17 protein-coding genes are annotated in these 19,745 nt (G+C 62.6%); 12 read left to right on the forward strand and 5 right to left on the reverse strand.

The window, feature by feature from the left end:
- Positions 1-9 precede the first annotated feature (9 nt).
- From bioC to bioB, 4 genes are read right to left on the reverse strand one after another with little or no spacing between them, the layout of a single operon-like run.
- Complete coding sequence (bioC, locus tag Q9451_RS28930; RefSeq protein ID WP_012270165.1) at positions 10-828, reverse strand: malonyl-ACP O-methyltransferase BioC; 819 nt, start codon at positions 826-828, stop codon at positions 10-12.
- Entirely contained in the window at positions 821-1,552 is a 732-nt protein-coding gene (locus Q9451_RS28935; RefSeq protein WP_012270164.1) for an alpha/beta fold hydrolase, read from the reverse strand. Before Q9451_RS28935 ends, bioC begins: the two co-directional genes overlap by 8 nt.
- A complete protein-coding gene (gene bioF / locus Q9451_RS28940; protein ID WP_012270163.1) occupies positions 1,545-2,717 on the reverse strand; it encodes an 8-amino-7-oxononanoate synthase in 1,173 nt (390 codons plus the stop codon). The genes Q9451_RS28935 and bioF overlap by 8 nt, the downstream gene beginning before the upstream one ends.
- A 1-nt stretch (position 2,718) precedes the next feature.
- On the reverse strand, positions 2,719-3,777 hold the full coding sequence (bioB, locus tag Q9451_RS28945) for a biotin synthase BioB (protein ID WP_012270162.1): 1,059 nt from the start codon (positions 3,775-3,777) through the stop codon (positions 2,719-2,721).
- A gap of 89 nt (positions 3,778-3,866) precedes the next feature.
- Here bioB and Q9451_RS28950 point away from each other — a divergent pair, with 89 nt between their 5' ends.
- The 5 genes from Q9451_RS28950 to Q9451_RS28970 all read left to right on the forward strand — a co-directional run bounded on the left by Q9451_RS28950 (position 3,867) and on the right by Q9451_RS28970 (position 10,724).
- Positions 3,867-4,598, forward strand: coding sequence for a ComF family protein (locus Q9451_RS28950; RefSeq protein WP_012270161.1), 732 nt, complete (start codon positions 3,867-3,869; stop codon positions 4,596-4,598).
- 58 nt (positions 4,599-4,656) lie between these two features.
- On the forward strand, positions 4,657-5,421 hold the full coding sequence (locus Q9451_RS28955; protein WP_345960829.1) for a TOBE domain-containing protein: 765 nt from the start codon (positions 4,657-4,659) through the stop codon (positions 5,419-5,421).
- A 157-nt stretch (positions 5,422-5,578) separates the two neighbouring features.
- Positions 5,579-6,553: a serine/threonine protein kinase gene (locus tag Q9451_RS28960; protein WP_012270159.1), complete on the forward strand. Its 975-nt coding sequence runs from the start codon at positions 5,579-5,581 to the stop codon at positions 6,551-6,553.
- A gap of 272 nt (positions 6,554-6,825) precedes the next feature.
- Entirely contained in the window at positions 6,826-8,190 is a 1,365-nt protein-coding gene (locus Q9451_RS28965; RefSeq protein ID WP_345960830.1) for a hypothetical protein, read from the forward strand.
- Between the two features lie 356 nt (positions 8,191-8,546).
- Positions 8,547-10,724 (forward strand): malate synthase G, encoded by a 2,178-nt coding sequence (locus tag Q9451_RS28970; RefSeq protein WP_012270154.1) that lies wholly within the window; start codon positions 8,547-8,549, stop codon positions 10,722-10,724.
- Positions 10,725-10,761: 37 nt separating this feature from the next.
- On the opposite strand, the gene Q9451_RS28975 is transcribed toward Q9451_RS28970, so the two are convergent.
- Entirely contained in the window at positions 10,762-11,298 is a 537-nt protein-coding gene (locus tag Q9451_RS28975) for a response regulator (protein WP_012270153.1), read from the reverse strand.
- A 116-nt stretch (positions 11,299-11,414) separates the two neighbouring features.
- Between Q9451_RS28975 and Q9451_RS28980 the strand changes: the two genes are divergently transcribed.
- From Q9451_RS28980 to Q9451_RS29010, 7 genes are all read left to right on the forward strand, one after another.
- Positions 11,415-13,352 carry a DUF294 nucleotidyltransferase-like domain-containing protein gene (locus Q9451_RS28980; protein ID WP_345960831.1) on the forward strand — a complete coding sequence of 646 codons (1,938 nt, stop codon included), beginning with the start codon at positions 11,415-11,417 and terminating at the stop codon, positions 13,350-13,352.
- Complete coding sequence (locus Q9451_RS28985) at positions 13,349-14,059, forward strand: 3'-5' exonuclease (protein ID WP_012270151.1); 711 nt, start codon at positions 13,349-13,351, stop codon at positions 14,057-14,059. The genes Q9451_RS28980 and Q9451_RS28985 overlap by 4 nt, the downstream gene beginning before the upstream one ends.
- A 202-nt stretch (positions 14,060-14,261) precedes the next feature.
- Positions 14,262-14,780 carry an RNA polymerase sigma factor gene (locus Q9451_RS28990; protein ID WP_012270150.1) on the forward strand — a complete coding sequence of 173 codons (519 nt, stop codon included), beginning with the start codon at positions 14,262-14,264 and terminating at the stop codon, positions 14,778-14,780.
- Positions 14,777-15,733, forward strand: coding sequence for a FecR family protein (locus tag Q9451_RS28995; RefSeq protein ID WP_012270149.1), 957 nt, complete (start codon positions 14,777-14,779; stop codon positions 15,731-15,733). Before Q9451_RS28990 ends, Q9451_RS28995 begins: the two co-directional genes overlap by 4 nt.
- A 218-nt stretch (positions 15,734-15,951) precedes the next feature.
- The gene (locus tag Q9451_RS29000; RefSeq protein ID WP_012270148.1) at positions 15,952-18,384 is read left to right on the forward strand and encodes a TonB-dependent siderophore receptor; all 2,433 of its coding nucleotides are present in this window, start codon (positions 15,952-15,954) and stop codon (positions 18,382-18,384) included.
- A 56-nt stretch (positions 18,385-18,440) separates the two neighbouring features.
- Positions 18,441-19,553 (forward strand): PepSY-associated TM helix domain-containing protein, encoded by a 1,113-nt coding sequence (locus Q9451_RS29005; RefSeq protein ID WP_012270147.1) that lies wholly within the window; start codon positions 18,441-18,443, stop codon positions 19,551-19,553.
- On the forward strand, positions 19,550-19,726 hold the full coding sequence (locus Q9451_RS29010) for a hypothetical protein (RefSeq protein WP_012270146.1): 177 nt from the start codon (positions 19,550-19,552) through the stop codon (positions 19,724-19,726). The genes Q9451_RS29005 and Q9451_RS29010 overlap by 4 nt, the downstream gene beginning before the upstream one ends.
- Positions 19,727-19,745: the final 19 nt, after the last annotated feature.

The following is a 19,745-nucleotide window of genomic DNA, read 5'->3' on the forward strand; positions in this document are numbered from 1 at the left end:
GTGTTCCCCTTACGCCTGTGGCTTGCGCAACACACCATAGACCACTTGATAGGTAGCTGGCAGCCCCGCAGGCTGGCGAAATGCCTCATAGGCTTGCAACAAGCCCTGCATGCGCGCCCTGCCGGTGAGGCCGGAAGGGCGCCCAGGGTTCAGATTGTGTGCCCCTAAAGCCTTCAGCTCGTGGGTCAGGCTACGAACGTCCGGGTAATGCAGCACATGCGGGCGGCGCTGCAGCTCAAGCTGTTCGAAGCCGCTGGCCGCGCACAGGCGTTGGTAGTCTTCGAACCGGCGGAAGCGGTTCACATGCACCAGCCCATCTACCGCTTGCCAACTGGCGCGCAGTTCGTCGAGGGTGCCCACGCACAAGCTGCTGAAGGCCAGCACACCGCCTGGGCGCAGCACGCGCTGCGCCTCGGCCAGCACACTGGCGAACTGGTCGCACCACTGCACCGCCAGGCTGGAAAACACCAGGTCGACACTGCCATCACGCAGCGGCAGGCGCTCGGCGTCGCCAGCCACGTGATACTGCGCCCCGCCCTGTTCATGGCGTGCATGGCGCAGCATGCCTTCGGCGATATCCACCGCCACGCCGCTGGCCTGGGCGAAACGCTCAGCAAGCATGCGGCTGAAGTGGCCGGTGCCGCTGCCCAGGTCCAGCCAATGCAACGGCTGCAGGCCTGCAGGCAACTGCTCCAGCAGGTTCGCACCTACCGCACGCTGCAAGGCAGCCACGCTGTCGTAACTGGCTGCCGCGCGGGAGAACGAAGCCGCTACCTGGCGTTTGTCGGGCAATGCACCGGGTAGGGTCGGACGGGAAAGATCAGTCATCGCCACTCTCATGCAGGAAACTCTTGATGCCCGCCGCCAACTCCTGCGGGTACTCCAACAGGAAGGCGTGGGAACTGTCTTCGACCAGGCCCACTTCCACATCGGGCAACAGCTCGCTCAAGGCCTTCGCCGCCTCTGCCGGCACCAGCGCATCGCTGCCGGCGAACAGGTGCAACTGCGGGCCGCCATAGGCCTGCAGGGCTTCGCGAGTGTCCAGCTTGGCCAGCACCTCAAGGCCGGTGGCCAGGTACAGCGGGTCGGTGTCCGGCACGCCGACACCCAGTTGGCGCAGCAAGGTGCGTGGTTGCAGGGCGCCATCGCTGCACAAGGTACGGAAGCGCTTGAGGGTGACCTGGGTATGGCTGCGGCAGCCGTCGAGGAAGGTGCCGAAGGTGTCTTCGGCCATGCCATGCGGCCAGTCCGCGCGGGCCACGAAACAGGGGTTGCTGGCCAGGGTCAGCAGGCCGCAGCAGTGGTCGCCACGCTTGTGCGCGAGGGCGCTGGCGAGCATGCCGCCTAACGACCAGCCGCCCAGCCAGACATCCGCCGGCAACTTGCGGTCGAGGTGGTCAAGCCAGCCCTCCACATCGCTGTGAGGCAATTCCGGCAAGGGCATCAGCTCTACCTGCAGGCGGGCGTCCTGGGCGCGCAGGCTGGCTGCCAGCGGCTCAAGGGCAGCAATGCCCAGGCCCCAACCAGGCAGCAGAACAAGTCGATTACGCATCGGCGTTCTCCAGTTGTGGATAACACTCGGCCAATGCATTCAACAATAGCTGCACCTGCGCCTCGCTGTGCGCGGCGCTCAAGGTTACCCGCAGACGGGCGCTACCCGCCGGCACGGTAGGCGGACGGATAGCCGTCACCAGCAAGCCGCGCTCGCGCAGCATGCGTGACAGGCGCAAGGCCTGCGCACTGTCGCCGATCACGATGGGCTGGATCGGCGTCGGGCTGTCCATCAGTTGCAGCCCGATCTGCTGCGCGCCTTCGCGGAACTGGCGAATCAACGCGGCCAGGTGCTCACGGCGCCAGGTTTCGCGGCGCAGCAGCTCCAGGCTTTTGAGCGTAGCGCAGGCCAGCGCCGGTGGCTGGCTGGTGGTGTAGATGTAGGGCCGGGCGAACTGCACCAGTGCCTCGATCAGATCTTCGCTGCCGGCAACAAAGGCACCTGCGGTACCGCAGGCCTTGCCCAGCGTGCCGATCAAGACCGGTACATCAGCCACGCCCAGGCCGAAGTGCTCGACGATACCGCCGCCTTGTGCGCCCAAGGTACCCAGGCCATGGGCATCGTCGACCATCAACCAGGCGCCACGGCCACGGGCGACATCGGCCAGCGCCGGCAGGTCGGCCAGGTCGCCGTCCATGCTGAACACACCATCAGTCACCACCAGGGTATTGCCGACGGCCTTGTCCAGGCGGCTGGCCAGGCTCGCTGAGTCGTTGTGCAAGTAGCGGTTGAAGCGCGCACCGCTGAGCAACCCGCCATCCAACAGCGAGGCATGATTCAGTCGGTCTTGCAGCACCGTGTCACCCTGCCCCACCAGCGCGGTGATGGCGCCCAGGTTGGCCATGTAGCCGGTAGAGAACAACAGCGCGCGCGGACGCCCGGTCAGTTCGGCCAGCGCCTCTTCAACCTGGTGGTGCGGCGTGCTGTGGCCGACCACCAGGTGCGAGGCACCGCCGCCCACACCCCAGCGCTCGGCGCCGGCCTGCCAGGCAGAGATAACCTCGGGGTGGTTGGCCAAACCCAGGTAGTCATTGCTACAGAAGGCCAGCAGGCGTTGGCCATCGACCACTACTTCCGGCCCCTGTGGGCTTTCCAATAGTGGCCGCTGCCGATACAGGTCTGCGGCGCGCCGTTCGGCCAGGCGCGCTGCCAGGTCGAAGGCCATATCAGGCCGATGCAGCGTTGTAGAACATCTCGCTGCTGCGCTGTTCGACCAGCGCCTGCTCGATCGCCGCCTGATGCACTTCATCGGCGTGCTCTTCCCGCGCTTCGGGCTTGATGCCCAGGCGTGCGAACAGTTGCATGTCCTTGTCGGCCTGCGGGTTGGCGGTAGTCAGCAGTTTTTCGCCGTAGAAAATCGAGTTGGCGCCAGCCATGAAGGCCAAGGCCTGCATCTGCTCGTTCATCTGCTCGCGGCCTGCGGACAGACGCACGTGCGACTTGGGCATGAGGATACGGGCCACGGCCAGCATGCGAATGAAGTCGAACGGGTCGACGTCTTCTTCCTCGGCCAGCGGTGTGCCGGCCACCTTGACCAGCATGTTGATCGGTACCGATTCCGGGTGCTCGGGCAGGTTGGCCAGCTGGATCAGCAGGCCGGCGCGGTCGTCCAGCGACTCGCCCATGCCCAGGATGCCACCGGAGCAGATCTTCATTCCAGCATCGCGCACGTAGGCCAGGGTCTGCAGGCGCTCGCCATAGGTGCGGGTGGTGATGATGCTGCCGTAGAACTCCGGCGAGGTGTCGAGGTTGTGGTTGTAGTAGTCCAGGCCAGCCTGGGCCAGGGCCAGGGTCTGATCCTGGTCGAGCTTGCCGAGGGTCATGCAGGTTTCCAGGCCCATGGCCTTCACACCTTTGACCATCTCCAACACGTAGGGCATGTCTTTGGCCGACGGGTGCTTCCAAGCCGCGCCCATGCAGAAGCGGGTAGAACCGATGGCTTTGGCCCGGGCGGCCTCTTCCAGCACCTTCTGCACTTCCATCAGTTTCTGTTTTTCCAGCCCGGTGTTGTAGTGGCCGGACTGGGGACAATATTTGCAATCTTCCGGGCAGGCACCGGTCTTGATCGACAGCAAAGTCGAAACCTGCACGCGGTTTGGGTCGAAATGCGCGCGGTGTACGGTCTGCGCCTGGAACAGCAAGTCATTGAACGGTTGCTGGAACAGCGCCTTGACCTCGGCCAGGGACCAGTCGTGACGTGTTGTTGCAGTTGTGCTGGCGCTCATCGGCGTTTCCTTGTTTAGGCTGTAGCTGGCGCCGGGACAGGAAAGCCCGCCAGCGCATCACGGATAGCTCGCATAGTCATGGAAGGCCTATGAACTGTCAACCACACTGGAAAAGGCTGGTTTACAAGTGCTCACTTATTAATCAAACGTGTTTACTGTGCGATGAGCCTGCCGAGCAGCGCTACCCATTGTGCACCGCCTGCGAGCAGGAACTGCCCTGGCTGGGTGATCACTGCCAGCATTGTGCCCTGCCCTTGCCCATGGCCGGGCTGACTTGCGCCCAGTGCTGCCGCCGCTTGCCGGCCTTCGATCAGGTCATTGCCCTGTGGCACTACGGCTTTCCGGTGGACACGTTGATCAGTCGCTTCAAGCACAATCGTCAATGGCCAGTGGGGCGTTTGATGGCCGAGTTACTCGGGCATGGGCTGCTGCACCGCTTTGCCGAAGGGCTACCCCGCCCAGACCTGCTGTTGCCTGTGCCCCTGGCAAGCCGTCGACTGCGGGAACGAGGGTTCAACCAGGCGGGGATGCTTGGGCGTTGGTTGTCTTCGCAACTGCGGCTACCTTGCGATGAGCGATTGCTGATGCGCACGCGCGAAACGACTGCGCAGCAACAGCTGACTGCCAAGGCAAGGCGACGCAACTTGCGTCAGGCGTTTGCGGTCACTGGCAAGCTGACAGGTAAGCATGTCGCTGTTGTCGACGATGTGTTGACCACCGGTGCCACCGCGCAGGCCATTGCTCAGGTGCTGCGCAAGGCCGGAGCGCGACAGGTAGATGTGTATTGCCTGGCACGCACGCCCAAACCAGGGTATGCATGACCTGTGCAGTCCTACACAATTCACCTTCAGGCCCATCACCTACAACGACTCAATGCTCATGCCGCTGCCTACTCTGCTTACCCAGCACATCGCCCGCCGCCCCCAGCGCATCGCGCTGCTGCAGCACATTGCCGAACAAGGCTCGATCACCCGCGCCGCCAAGGCAGCGGGCATCAGCTACAAGGCGGCCTGGGATGCCATCGACGAGCTCAACAACCTGGCCAGCCAACCCCTGGTCGAGCGCAGCACCGGTGGTCGAGGTGGCGGCGGTGCGCGCTTGTCGCCGGAAGGCGAGCGGGTGCTGCGCCTGTATCAAAGGCTGCAGGCCCTGCAGGCGCAAATCCTCGAAGCCGCCGAAGAGTCCAGCGACCTCGACCTGCTCGGGCGCCTGATGCTGCGCACCAGCGCGCGCAACCAGCTGCAGGGCCAGGTCAGCGGCCTGCGCCGCGAAGGCCGGTATGACCGCGTCAGCCTGGCATTGGGCGGCGGGCTGGAGATCGACGCGCTGATCACACACGACAGTACCGCGCGGCTGGAGCTGACGCTGGGGACGATGGTAGTAGCGCTGCTCAAGGCCGGGTGGGTGCGGTTGTTGGCGCAGGGGGAGCAAGCCGAGGTCGGCAGCAACTGCTTGAGTGCTACGGTGGAAGAAGTGTTGGCAGCGGATGACGGGCCCAGCGAGGTCCGACTGGCATTTAGTAATGGGCAGACGCTGTGTGCCATTGCCGAAGCGGATTGGTTGGCCGGGCTACAAGTGGCGGCTGGTAGTTCGGTGCGGGTGCAGTTTAATCCGTCCGTTGTGCTGATCGGGGTACCTGCATAGCCTGGGCGGGCCTCTTCGCGGCTAAAGCCGCTCCCACAGGGACCGCGTCGCCTGAAGGATGCTCACAAAACCTGTGGGAGCGGCTTTAGCCGCGAAGAGGCCGGTACAGGTATAACGCTGTACCATGGGCTCCATGCCGCCTATCCCCGGAGCCATCATGTCCCACCCCTTCGACACCCTCACCCCCGACCTGGTCCTGGACGCCGTGGAAAGCCTGGGCTTCCTCAGCGATGCCCGCGTGTTGGCGCTGAACAGCTACGAGAACCGCGTCTACCAGGTGGGCATCGAAGACGCGCAGCCGCTGATCGCCAAGTTCTACCGCCCAGGCCGCTGGAGCGATGCGGCCATTCTTGAGGAACACAGCTTCACCGCTGAACTGGCCGACTGTGAAGTGCCGGTGGTTGCGCCGATGCAGCACGACGGCCGCACCCTGTTCGAACACCAGGGCTTCCGTTTCACACTGTTCCCCCGCCGCGGCGGCCATGCCCCGGAGCCAGGCAACCTCGATCAGCTTTACCGCCTTGGCCAGTTGCTCGGCCGTCTGCATGCCGTGGGTGCCAGCAGGCCATTCGAGCACCGTGAAGCCCTGGCTGTGGACAACTTCGGCCACGCCTCGCTGAACACCCTGCTGGAAGGTGGTTTTGTCCCTCGCGAACTGTTGCCGGCCTTCGAGTCCGTGGCACGCGACCTGCTCAAGCGGGTGGAGGACATCTACGCCCGTACACCGCATCAGCTCATCCGCCTGCACGGCGACCTGCACCCCGGCAACCTGATGCACCGCGACGAGGTGTACCACGTGGTCGACCTCGACGATTGCCGCATGGGCCCGGCGGTACAAGACCTGTGGATGATGCTGGCCGGCAACCGCGAGGAGCGCCTTGGGCAGCTGGCCGAGCTGATCGACGGCTACAACGAGTTCCACGACTTCGACCCGCGCGAACTGGCCTTGATCGAGCCCCTGCGCGCCCTGCGTCAGTTGCACTACAGCGCTTGGTTGGCAAGGCGCTGGGACGACCCGGCATTCCCACCCAGCTTCCCGTGGTTCGGCCAGCCACGTTACTGGGGCGACCAGATTCTTGCCCTGCGCGAGCAGATGGCCGCGTTGGACGAACCACCGCTGAAGTTGTTCTAGTGCTTGCATCAGAAATGATTTAGCTAGCAATACCCTGACACGCCAGCCGGCAGGCGAGATGCCGGCACCCCACCTGAAACTTCTCTATGGGCTGAACACCTAGCATTTTTGCCAGTAGGCAAATAATTAAAGCAGGCGTAGAAAATATTAAGCGGACCACTCAAATTAATGTTGGCAAGCCAACTAGCGCCCCCTGTCGGCTACCACTGGCCGCCTCATAACCAGGCTGGAACGGGGCGCCTTGCAGGCAGCTTAATTAAAGAGAGAAGACGATGAATAATTTTGTACGCCAGTCACTTGAAGATTTTCTGAACGAGATAGCCAAAGCACGGAAAAATTTTGGCTACCCCGTGATCGTGGCATTCGATAGAAAAACAGCAAACAATGTACTGAAACAGGAGTTTATTGAGCGCTACACGGGAGAGCTATTCCTGGACCCGATGAACAGTGAGGTCGATATCGAACAAGGCGTTTCTTATCATCAGTTGAGTGACTTCTGCCTGGACCAGCCAAGGCTGACATTTGAGAATGCAGACCTCAGCGATTCTAAAGCTACGCTGATGATGCGAACGGTCAGAGGCAAGCAGCTTCAGCTAAGTCAAGCGGTAGGCAGCACGCGCCGGCAGGTCACACGCTTGGCGAAGGCTTCCCCTATCAATGGGCCATCGCTTGTATTCGATATCGAGTTGAAAAACACTAGGAATGCAGTATCGGAGAATGGCAGAGTTTACTTCAGCTATGCTGCAGGTACTAACTATGCCTTCTACGGTGGCACAACACAATTCGAACTAGACAAACTGGGGTTGCATTTCAAAGAATACTTTGAAGCCTACACGGTACAACCCGGACAGCGAGAAATCATCGAGTACACACTGGGTGAACTGGCTAATCTAGCAGACCTTATACTCAAGCCAAAGGATTTCAAGATTCGCACCCACGGCGCACCCGGCACACGGCTTAGAAACCAGGCGTCCTTTGGTGACGGGGCCGTTGTTTTATTTGTAGAGCTCGAAGGGTTCGACAGTTCGAATGCCATCCCACCCGATCGAAACGACAAGCTGCCATACCTCTTGCCAGACGGTTACAGTGCAAACGTGCTGATCAACTCTGATTTCATAACGAAAAATCTGATAATCAAACAACTGAAGGAATCTGCTTCGGGTATCAGTCTACTTGACTGGGCACCCCTACTTACAGGCGGCTTAGGCTACAGGGCAACGGGAGAACTCTCTATTGATGGCTTTGAATTTTATGACAACGCTGGGCCAAACGTCACAACATTCACCAAATACAACGCCACCTACACCTGCCCCCCCGAACATGACACAGCCAAAAATTTTAGAATAACTTTCAAAAACGACCTAATGATCGTCGATTGGAACGACGAACATCGCGCAGCTGGAAGGGCATATACACCGCGCTCGGGTCTCGATCCGATTATAGAGGACGGCGAATTTGTAAACAGCTGGAGCATACGCCTTGAATACAAGTTCACCATTGAAACAATTGAAGGCAAGCATTCGCTGGCACTCGAAAAAACCAAACAGGACTACACCTATAACTTGATGGCCACCGGAGACCTTGGGAAACACGTGCATTATGGCGAAAGAGTATACCGCCTTTGCTACGAACGGTAATCCGCACAACGAATCGTGTACTGTTTCAAGATTTATCTGGAACAATCCACCTGTTTTTTGCGAACATACCCACTCCCAGCGTGACCATACGCGACCAACGGGTCGCAGAACGGCGCTTTTAGTCTGATTTTGCCCCGCCTACTGCTTCATGTAGTATCCCGTGGCGCGGACTACAAAACGTCGTTTGGATGTCTGCCAAGGCGCCTGTGAAAATACGCACACTGCCCGCCAGCCACCCTGGCAGGCCGCACCCAGCCGCGCCCGACAACCCGGGAGCACGCACTGGTGCCGTGTTTAGAGAAGCGCTACAGGCTTAATACAGAAGAGCGAAATAGCTGAGCAGAGTGAGGCAAGCAATGACTGGATACGTTCAAGTCGGTGGCCTTCAGGTCGCCAAGGTCCTGTACGACTTCGTGAACAACGAAGCCATCCCAGGGACCGGCATCGTCGCCGAGCAGTTCTGGGCGGGTGCAGAGAAGATCATCAATGACCTCGCTCCAAAGAACAAAGCCCTGCTCGCCAAGCGCGACGAGCTGCAAGCCAAGATCGACGCCTGGCACCAGGCACGCCAAGGCCAGGCCCACGACGCCGTAGCCTACAAAGCATTCCTCCAGGAAATCGGCTATCTGCTGCCACAAGCTGACGATTTCCAGGCCACCACCCAGAACGTGGACGAAGAAATCGCCCACATGGCCGGCCCGCAGCTGGTCGTTCCGGTGATGAACGCCCGCTTCGCCCTGAACGCCGCCAACGCCCGCTGGGGTTCGCTGTACGACGCCTTGTACGGCACCGACGCCATCAGTGATGAAGGCGGCGCCGAAAAAGGCCAGGGTTACAACAAGGTCCGTGGCGACAAGGTCATCGCCTTCGCCCGCGCCTTCCTCGATGAAGCCGCGCCACTGGCCGCTGGCTCGCACGTCGACTCCACCGGCTACCGCATCGAAGGCGGCAAGCTGGTTGTTGCCCTCAAAGGCGGCAGCAACAGCGGCCTGCGCGACGACGCCCAACTGATCGGCTTCCACGGTGACGCCGCCGCACCGACCGCTGTGCTGCTCAAGCACAACGGCCTGCACTTCGAAATCCAGGTCGATGCCAACACCCCGGTCGGCAGCACCGACGCCGCCAGCGTGAAAGACATCCTGATGGAGTCGGCACTGACCACCATCATGGACTGCGAAGACTCGGTTGCCGCCGTCGACGCCGACGACAAGGTCGTTGTCTACCGCAACTGGCTGGGCCTGATGAAAGGTGACCTGGCCGAAACCGTGAGCAAGGGTGGCAAAACCTTCACCCGCACCATGAACCCGGACCGCGAGTACGCCGCGCCCAACGGTGGCAGCGTGACGCTGCACGGCCGTTCGCTGCTGTTCGTGCGCAACGTTGGCCACTTGATGACCAACCCGGCGGTACTCGATGCCCAAGGCAACGAAATCCCCGAAGGTATCCAGGACGGCCTGTTCACCAACCTGATCGCCCTGCACAACCTCAACGGCAACACCAGCCGCAAGAACACCCGCAGCGGCAGCGTGTACATCGTCAAGCCGAAAATGCACGGCCCGGAAGAAGTGGCCTTCGCCGCCGAAATCTTCAGCCAGGTCGAAGAGCTGCTGGGCATGCCGCGCAACACCGTCAAGGTCGGCATCATGGACGAGGAGCGCCGTACCACGGTCAACCTCAAGTCCTGCATCAAGGCGGCCGCCGAGCGCGTGGCGTTCATCAACACCGGTTTCCTCGACCGCACTGGCGATGAAATCCACACCTCGATGGAAGCCGGCGCCGTGGTGCGCAAGGGCGCCATGAAGAACGAGAAATGGATCGGCGCCTACGAGAACAACAACGTCGACGTTGGCCTGGCCACCGGCCTGCAAGGCCGTGCGCAAATCGGCAAGGGCATGTGGGCCATGCCTGACCTGATGGCAGCCATGCTCGAGCAGAAAATCGCCCACCCACTGGCCGGTGCCAACACCGCCTGGGTGCCGTCGCCGACTGCCGCCACCCTGCACGCCCTGCACTACCACAAGGTGGACGTGCAGGCGCGTCAGCGTGAACTGGCTTCGCGTACCCCGGCCTCGGTGGACGACATTCTGGCCATCCCGCTGGCCGCCGACACCAACTGGTCGGCCGAAGAAATCCGCAACGAGCTGGACAACAACGCCCAGGGCATCCTCGGCTACGTGGTGCGCTGGATCGACCAGGGCGTGGGTTGCTCGAAGGTGCCGGACATCAACAACGTCGGCCTGATGGAAGACCGTGCCACCCTGCGCATCTCCGCCCAGCTGCTGGCCAACTGGCTGCGCCACGGCGTGGTCAGCCAGGAGCAGGTGCTGGAAAGCCTCAAGCGCATGGCCGTGGTGGTTGACCAGCAGAACGCTGGCGACGCCCTGTACCGTCCGATGGCGCCGAACTTCGACGACAACGTCGCGTTCCAGGCGGCCGTGGAGCTGGTAGTGGAAGGTGGCAAGCAGCCGAACGGCTATACCGAGCCGGTGCTGCACCGCCGTCGCCGCGAGTTCAAGGCGCGTAACGGGCTGTAAACCACAAGGGGCCGCATTGCGGCCCCTTTTTACATCTCTACATTTTCAATTCTTTCTTCACCAGTTCCAACAGCTTGCCCAGGTCTACCGGCTTGAGCAGGAAGTCCACCACCCCCAGGTGCATCACGTCCACCGCCTCCTCCACATCGGTGTCGCCCGACACCACGATGATCGACAACGCCGCCCGCTCCGACTCACGAATCGTCCGGATCAAGTCCAGGCCATCCTCGGGCTGCATGCGTAAATCCGTGATCATCAAACTGATGCGCGGCTGGTGATACAGGTACAACCTGGCTTCCTCCGCCCCGTCGGCCCCTACCGCATCGATGCCCCGGCTTTTCAGGTACAGGATCAACGCCTCACGGTTCACCGCGTTGTCATCCACCACCAGCACCAACGGCCTGGGCGCGACAGGCGCACTCACCACGGCCAATGCCTCGCGTTCGGCGTCGCTCAGGATGTCGGTTTGCTCAGGCATGGCCATCTCGTCAAAAAAATTCTGCTTCAGCATTAGGACCGCATTACTTGCGTAACCCGTTTCGCCTTTCGTCGGGTCTCTGACAGGGGTACTCATAGACTTACGTCCAATGGGCACCACCCCGCCGCAAGCCGACCATGGAGGCAGAAAACAACAGGGCCGGCACCTATATATAGATATATATAGTTCGGCGTAGCGATACGGTCAGTTTCATGAGCAAAAAGGACGCCTACAGCCAGGCGGGCAGGACAGCAGTACTGCAGAACATTCAAGGCACCCTGCAGTTTCTGCAGCGCTTTCCGCCGTTCAACCAGATGGAGCACAACCACCTGGCCTACCTGGTCGAGCAGTGCCAGCTGCGCTTCTACGCCTGTGGAGAAAGCATCGTCAAACCTGCCGACGGGCCGGTCGAGCACTTCTACATCGTCAAGCAGGGCCGCGTGGTTGGCGAGCGCCAGCACTTGGTCAAGCCTGGCGTGGAGACCACCTTCGAAATCACCAGTGGCGAATGCTTCCCGCTGGCCGCCCTGTTGGGCGAGCGGGCAACCCGCACCGAGCACCTGGCCGGTGAGGACACCTTCTGCCTGCAGTTGAACAAGGCCGCTTTCATCCGCGTGTTCTCGATGTCTGAAGTGTTTCGGGATTTTGCACTGCGCGGGGTCAGCAGCCTGCTTGACCAGGTCAACCAACAGGTACGCCAGCGTGCGGTGGAAACCCTCGGTACCCAGTACTCGTTGAACACGCCCTTGGGCGAACTGGCCATGCGTCACCCGGTGGTGTGCAGCGGCGACACGTCCCTGCGCGAAGCCGTGCGGCTGATGCACGAGCAACAGGTTGGCAGCATCGTGGTGGTCGACCCGCAGCGCTACCCCATCGGCATATTCACCCTGCGCGACCTGCGCCAGGTGGTGGCTGCGGAGGATGCCGACCTGGGAGCGCCCATCGACCGTCACATGACCGCCAAGCCGTTCTACCTCAGCCCCCAGGCCAGCGCCTTCGACGCGGCCATGGCCATGACCGAGCGGCATATCGCCCATGTCTGCCTGGTGGAAAACCGGCGTCTGTGCGGGGTGGTTTCCGAGCGCGACCTGTTCTCCCTGCAACGGGTCGACCTGGTACACCTGGCCCGCACTATTCGCCATGCGCCTCGGTTGGATACCTTGGTCTCGCTGCGCGGTGAAATCAGCCAACTGGTCGAGCGCATGCTGGCCCATGGCGCATCGTCGACCCAGATCACCCAGATCATCACCCTGCTCAACGACCACACCGTGTGCCGGGTAATCGAACTGGCCCTGGCCGAGCGTGGCGACCCGGGCGTGCCATTCAGCTGGCTGTGCTTTGGCAGCGAAGGGCGACGCGAACAGACCCTGCATACCGACCAGGACAACGGCATCCTCTTCGAAGCCGCCGACAATGCCGAGGCCGACGCCATCCGCGCCCGCCTGCTGCCACTGGCGCAATACATCAACCAGTGTCTGGCCCAGTGCGGCTTTACCCTGTGCAAGGGCAACGTCATGGCCGGCAACCCTGACTTGTGCCTGTCGCGCAACGAATGGGCGCGGCGCTTTGCCGGTTTCGTCCGTGAAGCCAGCCCGGAAAACCTGCTGGGTTCGAGCATCTACTTCGACCTGCGGGTGGTGTGGGGCGACGAACAAGGCTGCGAGCAACTGCGCCAGGGCCTGCTTCAGCAGGTCGCCGACAACCGCATCTTCCAACGCATGCTGGCCGATAACGCTCTGCGCCAGCGCCCGCCGGTAGGCCGCCTGCGCGAGTTCGTGCTGACCCGCCAAGGTAATGACAAGGCCGCCACACTCGACCTCAAGGTCCAGGGCCTGACGCCCTTCGTCGATGGCGCCCGCTTGCTGGCCCTGGCCAATGGCATTGGCGCTTGCAATACCTTGGAACGCCTGCGCCAGTTGGTGGCCAAGGGCGTGATCGAGCCGCTGGACGGCGCCGCCTATGAAGAGGCCTACCACTTCATCCAGCAGACCCGCATGCAGCAGCACCAGCGCCAGACCCGCGACAACCTGCCGTACTCCAACCGGCTTGACCCGGACAACCTCAACCACCTGGACCGGCGCATCCTGCGCGAATCCCTGCGTCAGGCCCAGCGCCTGCAAAGCAGTCTGGCCTTGCGGTATCAGCTATGAGCCTGTTCGCCTGGCTGCGCCCCAGTGCGCCCGAGCTGGACTCCATCACGCGCCAGCGCCTGGCCCGACACGCCAAGCCGGCGCCCCTGGGTGTGTGCAGTTTGCGCGAGCAGCGCTGGGTGGTGCTGGACCTGGAAACCAGCGGGCTCAACCCCAACCGTGACCAGGTGCTGTCGATCGGGGCGGTGGCCATCGAGGACGGTGCCATCGACTTTGCCCAGCAGTTCGAGCGCACCTTGCACCGGCCGTTGCAGAAAACCAACGCCAGCGTGCTGATCCACGGCTTGGGCCCCAGCGCTCTGGCTGCCGGTTGCGACCCAGCCGAGGCCTTGCTGGATTTGCTCGATTTCATGGGCGACAGCCCGGTGCTGGCGTTTCACGCACCATTCGACCAGCGCATGCTGGCACGGGCGTTGAAAGAAAGCCTTGGTCATCGCTTGCAATCTGTTTTTCTCGACGTTGCCGAGCTTGCGCCGATGCTCAACCCCGACACGGTGTTGCGCGAAGCCGGGCTGGATGACTGGGTGGCGCGCTTCGGCTTGCAAGTGGAAGAGCGCCACCACGCCAGCGCCGATGCCCAGGTGACTGCAGAGCTGGCACTGATCCTGTTCAGCCAGGCCCGGCGCCAGCAGTTGGACAGCCCGTTGCAGCTGGAACAGCGACTGCGCAGGTGGCGGCGGCGCAACGTGCAAAGTCACGGTTTGTAGGGTTTGAGTGCGGCGGGGCCTGTGAAATCGAGCGCCGCCCGGGCGGCGCTCGATTTCACAGGCGCTAAAACACTCAAGCCAATCCCATCACCCTTCCCCATGATGGCAATCCGATAAGCGTCCATTGCACCCACCCCCTCCCCTCTGCAACAATCGCGAATAATTATCGTTAGTTAATACATTCGTTCCGGGGGGACACTGCTTGTCTTCTGCACAGAGCCCACACGCCGATCTGGTCGATTCGCTGTACCGCGACCATCGCGGCTGGCTGCTCGCCTGGCTGCAACGCAGCATGGCCTGCCGCCAACGTGCCGAAGACCTGAGCCAGGACACCTTCGTGCGCCTGCTGGGCCGCGAGCGACTGGACACACCCCGCGAACCCCGCGCCTTTCTCGCCGCCGTGGCCAAGGGGCTGATGTTCGACCACTTTCGCCGCGCCGCGCTGGAACAGGCCTACCTGGCCGAGCTGGCGCTGATCCCGGAAGCCGAACACCCCTCGCCAGAAGTGCAGCACCTGATCCTCGAAGACCTCAAGGCCATCGACCGCCTGCTCGGCAAGCTGTCGAGCAAGGCCCGCGCGGCGTTCCTGCATAACCGGCTGGACGGCATGGGCCATGCCGAAATCGCCGAGCGCCTGGGCGTTTCGGTATCGCGTGTGCGCCAGTACATCGCCCAAGGCATGCGCCAGTGCTACGTGGCCCTGTACGGGGAGCCGACGTGAGCAACGCACCGGTTTCGTCCCGGGTACTGGAAGCCGCCATCGCCTGGAAACTCAGCCTCGACGACGCCAGCGGCACACCGGATGAGCGCAACGCGTTCATGCGTTGGCATGCCGCCAGCGAAGAACACGCGCGTGCCTGGCGCCAGCTGGGCGCCATGGACCAACGTGTCAGTGCTGCGGCCGGCCCGGCACGCCAGGCCCTGCTGCAATCGCGTGTCGGCCTGCGGCGACGCATCGGCAAGGTTGGCGGCGGGCTGGCCGGTATGTTCCTGCTCGGTTCGCTGCTGGCCTGGGTCGGTGCCCCGTCGCTGGCGCCCAGCTACTGGCTGGCCGACCAGCGCACCGCCACGGGCGAACTGCGTACCTTGCGCCTGGAAGACGGCACACTGCTGAGCCTGAACACCCACACCGCCGTGGATATCGACTATGCCGGCGAACAACGGGTGATTGTGCTGCACCAGGGCGAAATCTCGGTCGAAACCGGCCACCAGGACCCGCGCCCGCTGCTGGTGCGCACCGACGACGGTCGCCTGCGGCCATTGGGCACACGCTTCCTGGTACGCCGCGAAGCTGAAGGTACACGCCTGGAAGTGCTGCAAGCCTCGGTCGCCGCCATGCCGCATAACAGCGGCGACGAACACGTGCTGCGTGAAGGCCAGCAAGTGCTGATGAATGCCAACGGCCTCGGCCAGGTCGGCACGGTGCCAGCCGGTGCCGATGCCTGGACCCGCGGCATGCTGGTGGTCGACAACGTGCGCCTGGGCGACCTGCTGGCCGCGCTGGGCCAGTACCGCAGCGGCTACCTCGGGGTGGACGCCAGGGTCGCCAACCTGCGCGTGACCGGCAGCTTCCCGCTGACCGACACCGATCTGGCGCTGGCATCGCTAGTGCCGGCATTACCGGTGAAGATCGAGCGGCATACCCAGTGGTGGGTCAACGTCGTTCCCAAATAAACCCGCACCGCCCTCATCGCGGGTGACCCCTTTCCCACAGCCCCCCACCCGTTTCAGGCCGTGTGAAACACCTGTGGGGGCGGGTTAACCGCGAAGCGGCCAATGCAGGCAAAAACCAATTTCAAATAATTCTCACTTTTTTTCAGATTCACCCTGTCACTTTTCAAATCTCGCTCGGCAAGGAAGCAGCAAGCACTTACCCGTCGAGGAACCGCCGCATGTCCCGTGCCGTAGATCGTATCCTGCGCCCCAGCCTGATGGCCCTGGCCATCGCCGTGGCCGCACCGCTGGCCAGCACTGCCTTGTTCGCCGCCGAGCAGTCCGCTCCGCGCGCCTACAACCTGCCCAGCGCGCCACTGGCCACCACCCTCAACCAGATCGCCAGCCAGGCCGGTATTGCCTTGGCCATCGACCCGGCACTGGTCAGCGGCCGCTCCTCGGCCCCGGTAAGCGGCCAGTACGACGGCCTCGGCGCCCTGCAAGCCGCCCTGCGCGGTACTGGCCTGCAGTTGCAACAGAGCAGCGCGGGCAGCTACAGCCTGGTGGCCGTCCCGGATGGCACCCTGGCGCTACCAGAAACCACAGTAGACGCGGCGAGCGTTTCTGAAAGCGCCTGGGGCCCGGTAGACGGATACCTGGCCAAGCGCACCGCCGCTGGCACCAAGACCGATACCGCGCTGGTCGAAGTCCCTCGCTCCATTTCCGTCGCCACTCGCGAGCAGATGAAAGACCGCGGCGTGCACAGCCTGGATGATGCCGTGCGCTACATGCCTGGCATCGTGTCCGCCAGCTTCGGCAGCGACACGCGCTACGACTGGATGCGCGTGCGCGGTTTCGAGCCCACTCAGTTCCTCGACGGCCTGCCACTGCCACGCGGTGTGTACGCCAACCCGAAAGCCGAAACCTGGAACCTCGACCGCCTTGCCCTGTTGCGCGGCCCGGCGTCCTCGCTGTATGGCCAGACCCCACCCGGCGGCCTGCTGGACATGGTCAGCCGTCGCCCACAAGCAGAAAGCGAGCATGAGATCGAACTGCAGTACGGCAGCGACAACCATCGCCAGATCAACTTCGCCAGCACCGGCAAAATCGACGATGATGGCCGCTTTCTGTATGGCGTCAGTGGGGTAATCCGCGACGGCGGCACGCAGATCGACCACATCGACGACAAGCGCTACAACATTGCCCCGAGCCTGACCTGGAACATCGACGAGGACACGACGCTGACCTTGCTCACCCAGTTCACCCGCGACGATACCGGTGCCACCAGCCAGTTCCGCCCTATCCAGGGCACCAAGATCGACATGCCATTCGGCAAGATCTCGCACCACAAGAACCTCGGTGACCCGGACTACGAGTTCTACGACCGCACCTATTACGCGCTGGGCTATGCCTTCGAGCACCGTATCAACGACGTCTGGCAGTTCCGTCAGAACCTGCGCTACACCAAGACGGACTTGTCGTTCCAGACCATCACGCCCGGCAGCTATTACGAGCCCGGTGGCCCGGTGAAAGACGATGGCACGGTCAGCCGCATGTCCACCAACACGGACGAAGACATCAGCCAGTTCGCCGTGGACAACAACTTCCAGGCCGACTTCACCACTGGCGACATCAGCCACACCCTGCTGCTCGGCCTGGACCACCAGCGCATCAACACCAATTACCTGTCGATCTTCGGCTTCAACGTGCCGGACAGCAATGTCATCAACCCGGTCTACGGGGTGCCAATCACTCGCCCGGACCGCTCCACGGCGTTCTACGACTACAACCAGAAATCCCGTCAGACCGGCTTGTATGTCCAGGACCAGATGGCGCTTGGCAACTGGCGCCTGACCTTGGGCGGTCGTGAGGACTGGGTGCATACCGGTACCAAGTACTTCAACCAGGGCGATGCCACCAATACCCAGCGCGACAAGAAGTTCAGCGGCAACGCGGCCATCAGCTATGTCTTCGATTCGGGCTTCGTGCCGTACCTGTCGTATGCCGAGTCGTTCCAACCTACCAGCAATGCCAGCGCTTCAGCGACCGAGTCGCTCAAGCCGACCGAAGGCCAGCAGTGGGAGCTGGGCATCAAGTACCAACCACCGGGCTCCAACACCCTGCTGTCGGCAGCCGTGTATGACCTGACCCAGAAGAACGTCTCGGTCACCAACAACGTCGGTGGCGTAACCGTCACCAGCCAGACCGGCGAAGTGAAAGTTCACGGCCTGGAGCTTGAAGCGGTTTCCGACGTTACCGAAAACCTGAAAGTGATTGCCGCTTACACCCTGGCAAAATCTGAAGTACAGGACGGCCTGTACAAAGGCAACCGCCTCCAGCTGATGCCGAACCAGCAAGCCTCGGTATGGGGTGACTACACCTGGCACTCCGGCGTGCTCGACGGCTTTGGCATTGGCCTAGGCGCGCGTTACACCGGCAATACCTATGGCGACCAAGGCAATACCTACCTGGGCAAGGCCAAGGCCTACACGGTGTTCGATGCATCCGTGCACTACGATCTGGGTCGCCTGGACACCAGCCTGAAGGGCGCGTCGGTGGCGGTCACTGCCACCAACCTGTTGAATAAGGATTACCTCTCTACCTGTGACTCGTACTACTGCTACTACGGCGATGAGCGCAGCGTTGTCGCCAGCGCCACTTACAAGTTCTGAGTGAGCTGGGGCCGCTTAGCGGCCCCAGGCTCCAACAGACAACAATCGGTACCGTGATGAAAAGCCCAACCATCCGCCGCTGGTCCGTGATCCACACCTGGAGCAGCTTGGTCTGTACCCTGTTCCTGCTGTTACTGGCAATCACCGGCCTGCCGCTGATCTTCCACCACGAACTCGAACACCTGCTCGGCGACGCCCCCGAACTGCGTGAAATGCCAGCAGGCACCCCACACCTCGATTTGCAGCAGCTCGTACTCAAAGCGCAGCAGCACCGACCCGGCGAGGTCATGCAGTACTTTGGCTACGAAGAGGACGAACCCAACGGCGTGGTGGCCATCACCGCCGCCACCGCTGGCACCGACCCCAACCTGTCGCACACCTTCATGCTCGACGCCCGCACCGGCGAAGCAGTGGCCATGCCCGCCGCCAATGGCGGCTTCATGATGGTGATGCTGCGCCTGCACGTGGACATGTTCGCCGGCTTGCCCGGCAAACTGCTGCTGGCTTTCATGGGCGTATTGTTCATCGTCGCGATCGTTTCTGGCACCGTGCTCTATGCGCCGTTCATGCGCCGCCTGGACTTCGGCACCGTGCGCCACGAAAAGTCCCGCCGCCTGCGCTGGCTGGACCTGCACAACCTGATCGGCGTGGTCACCCTGGCCTGGGCATTGACGGTAGGCGTGACCGGTGTGATCAGCGCCCTGTCCGACCTGGTCATCGCGGCCTGGCGCAACGACAGCCTGGCCGCCATGGTTGCCCCCTACCGCGACGCCCCGCCGCTCACCGAGCGCGCACCCGCCACACGCCTGCTGGAAATTGCCGAACAGGCCGCCCCCGGCATGCGCCCGGATTTCATCGCCTTCCCCGGCACGCGCTTCTCCAGCGAGCACCACTATGCGGTGTTCATGAACGGTGCCACGCACCTGAGCTCGCACCTGTTCACGCCGGTACTGATCGATGCCCGCACCCTTGAGGTGACAGCGGTCGGCGAGCGCCCCTGGTACATGGACGCCATGGGCCTGTCGCAACCCTTGCATTTCGGCGACTACGGCGGGCGGCCGATGCAAATCCTCTGGGCTGTGCTCGACGTGCTGACCATCATCGTGCTCTGCAGCGGCCTGTACCTGTGGTGGGGCAAGCAGCGCAAACCCAGGGAGGCGCGTGCATGAGCCACAAGTCGCAAACCACTGCGCGCATTTTCGCCTGGCCGGCGCTGATCGCCTTGTTGGGGGCCCTGGGGCTGTTCGCCGCCTTGCTCGGTGACGGCGGGTGGGACGGGCTGTCCTGGCTTGGCCTTGGGCTACCTGCGTGGTTCTCGATACGCGGCCTGTGGCGCCGCTGAGGTAGCCCGCTGAAACCGG

Source organism: Pseudomonas sp. NY8896, from assembly GCF_039634505.1.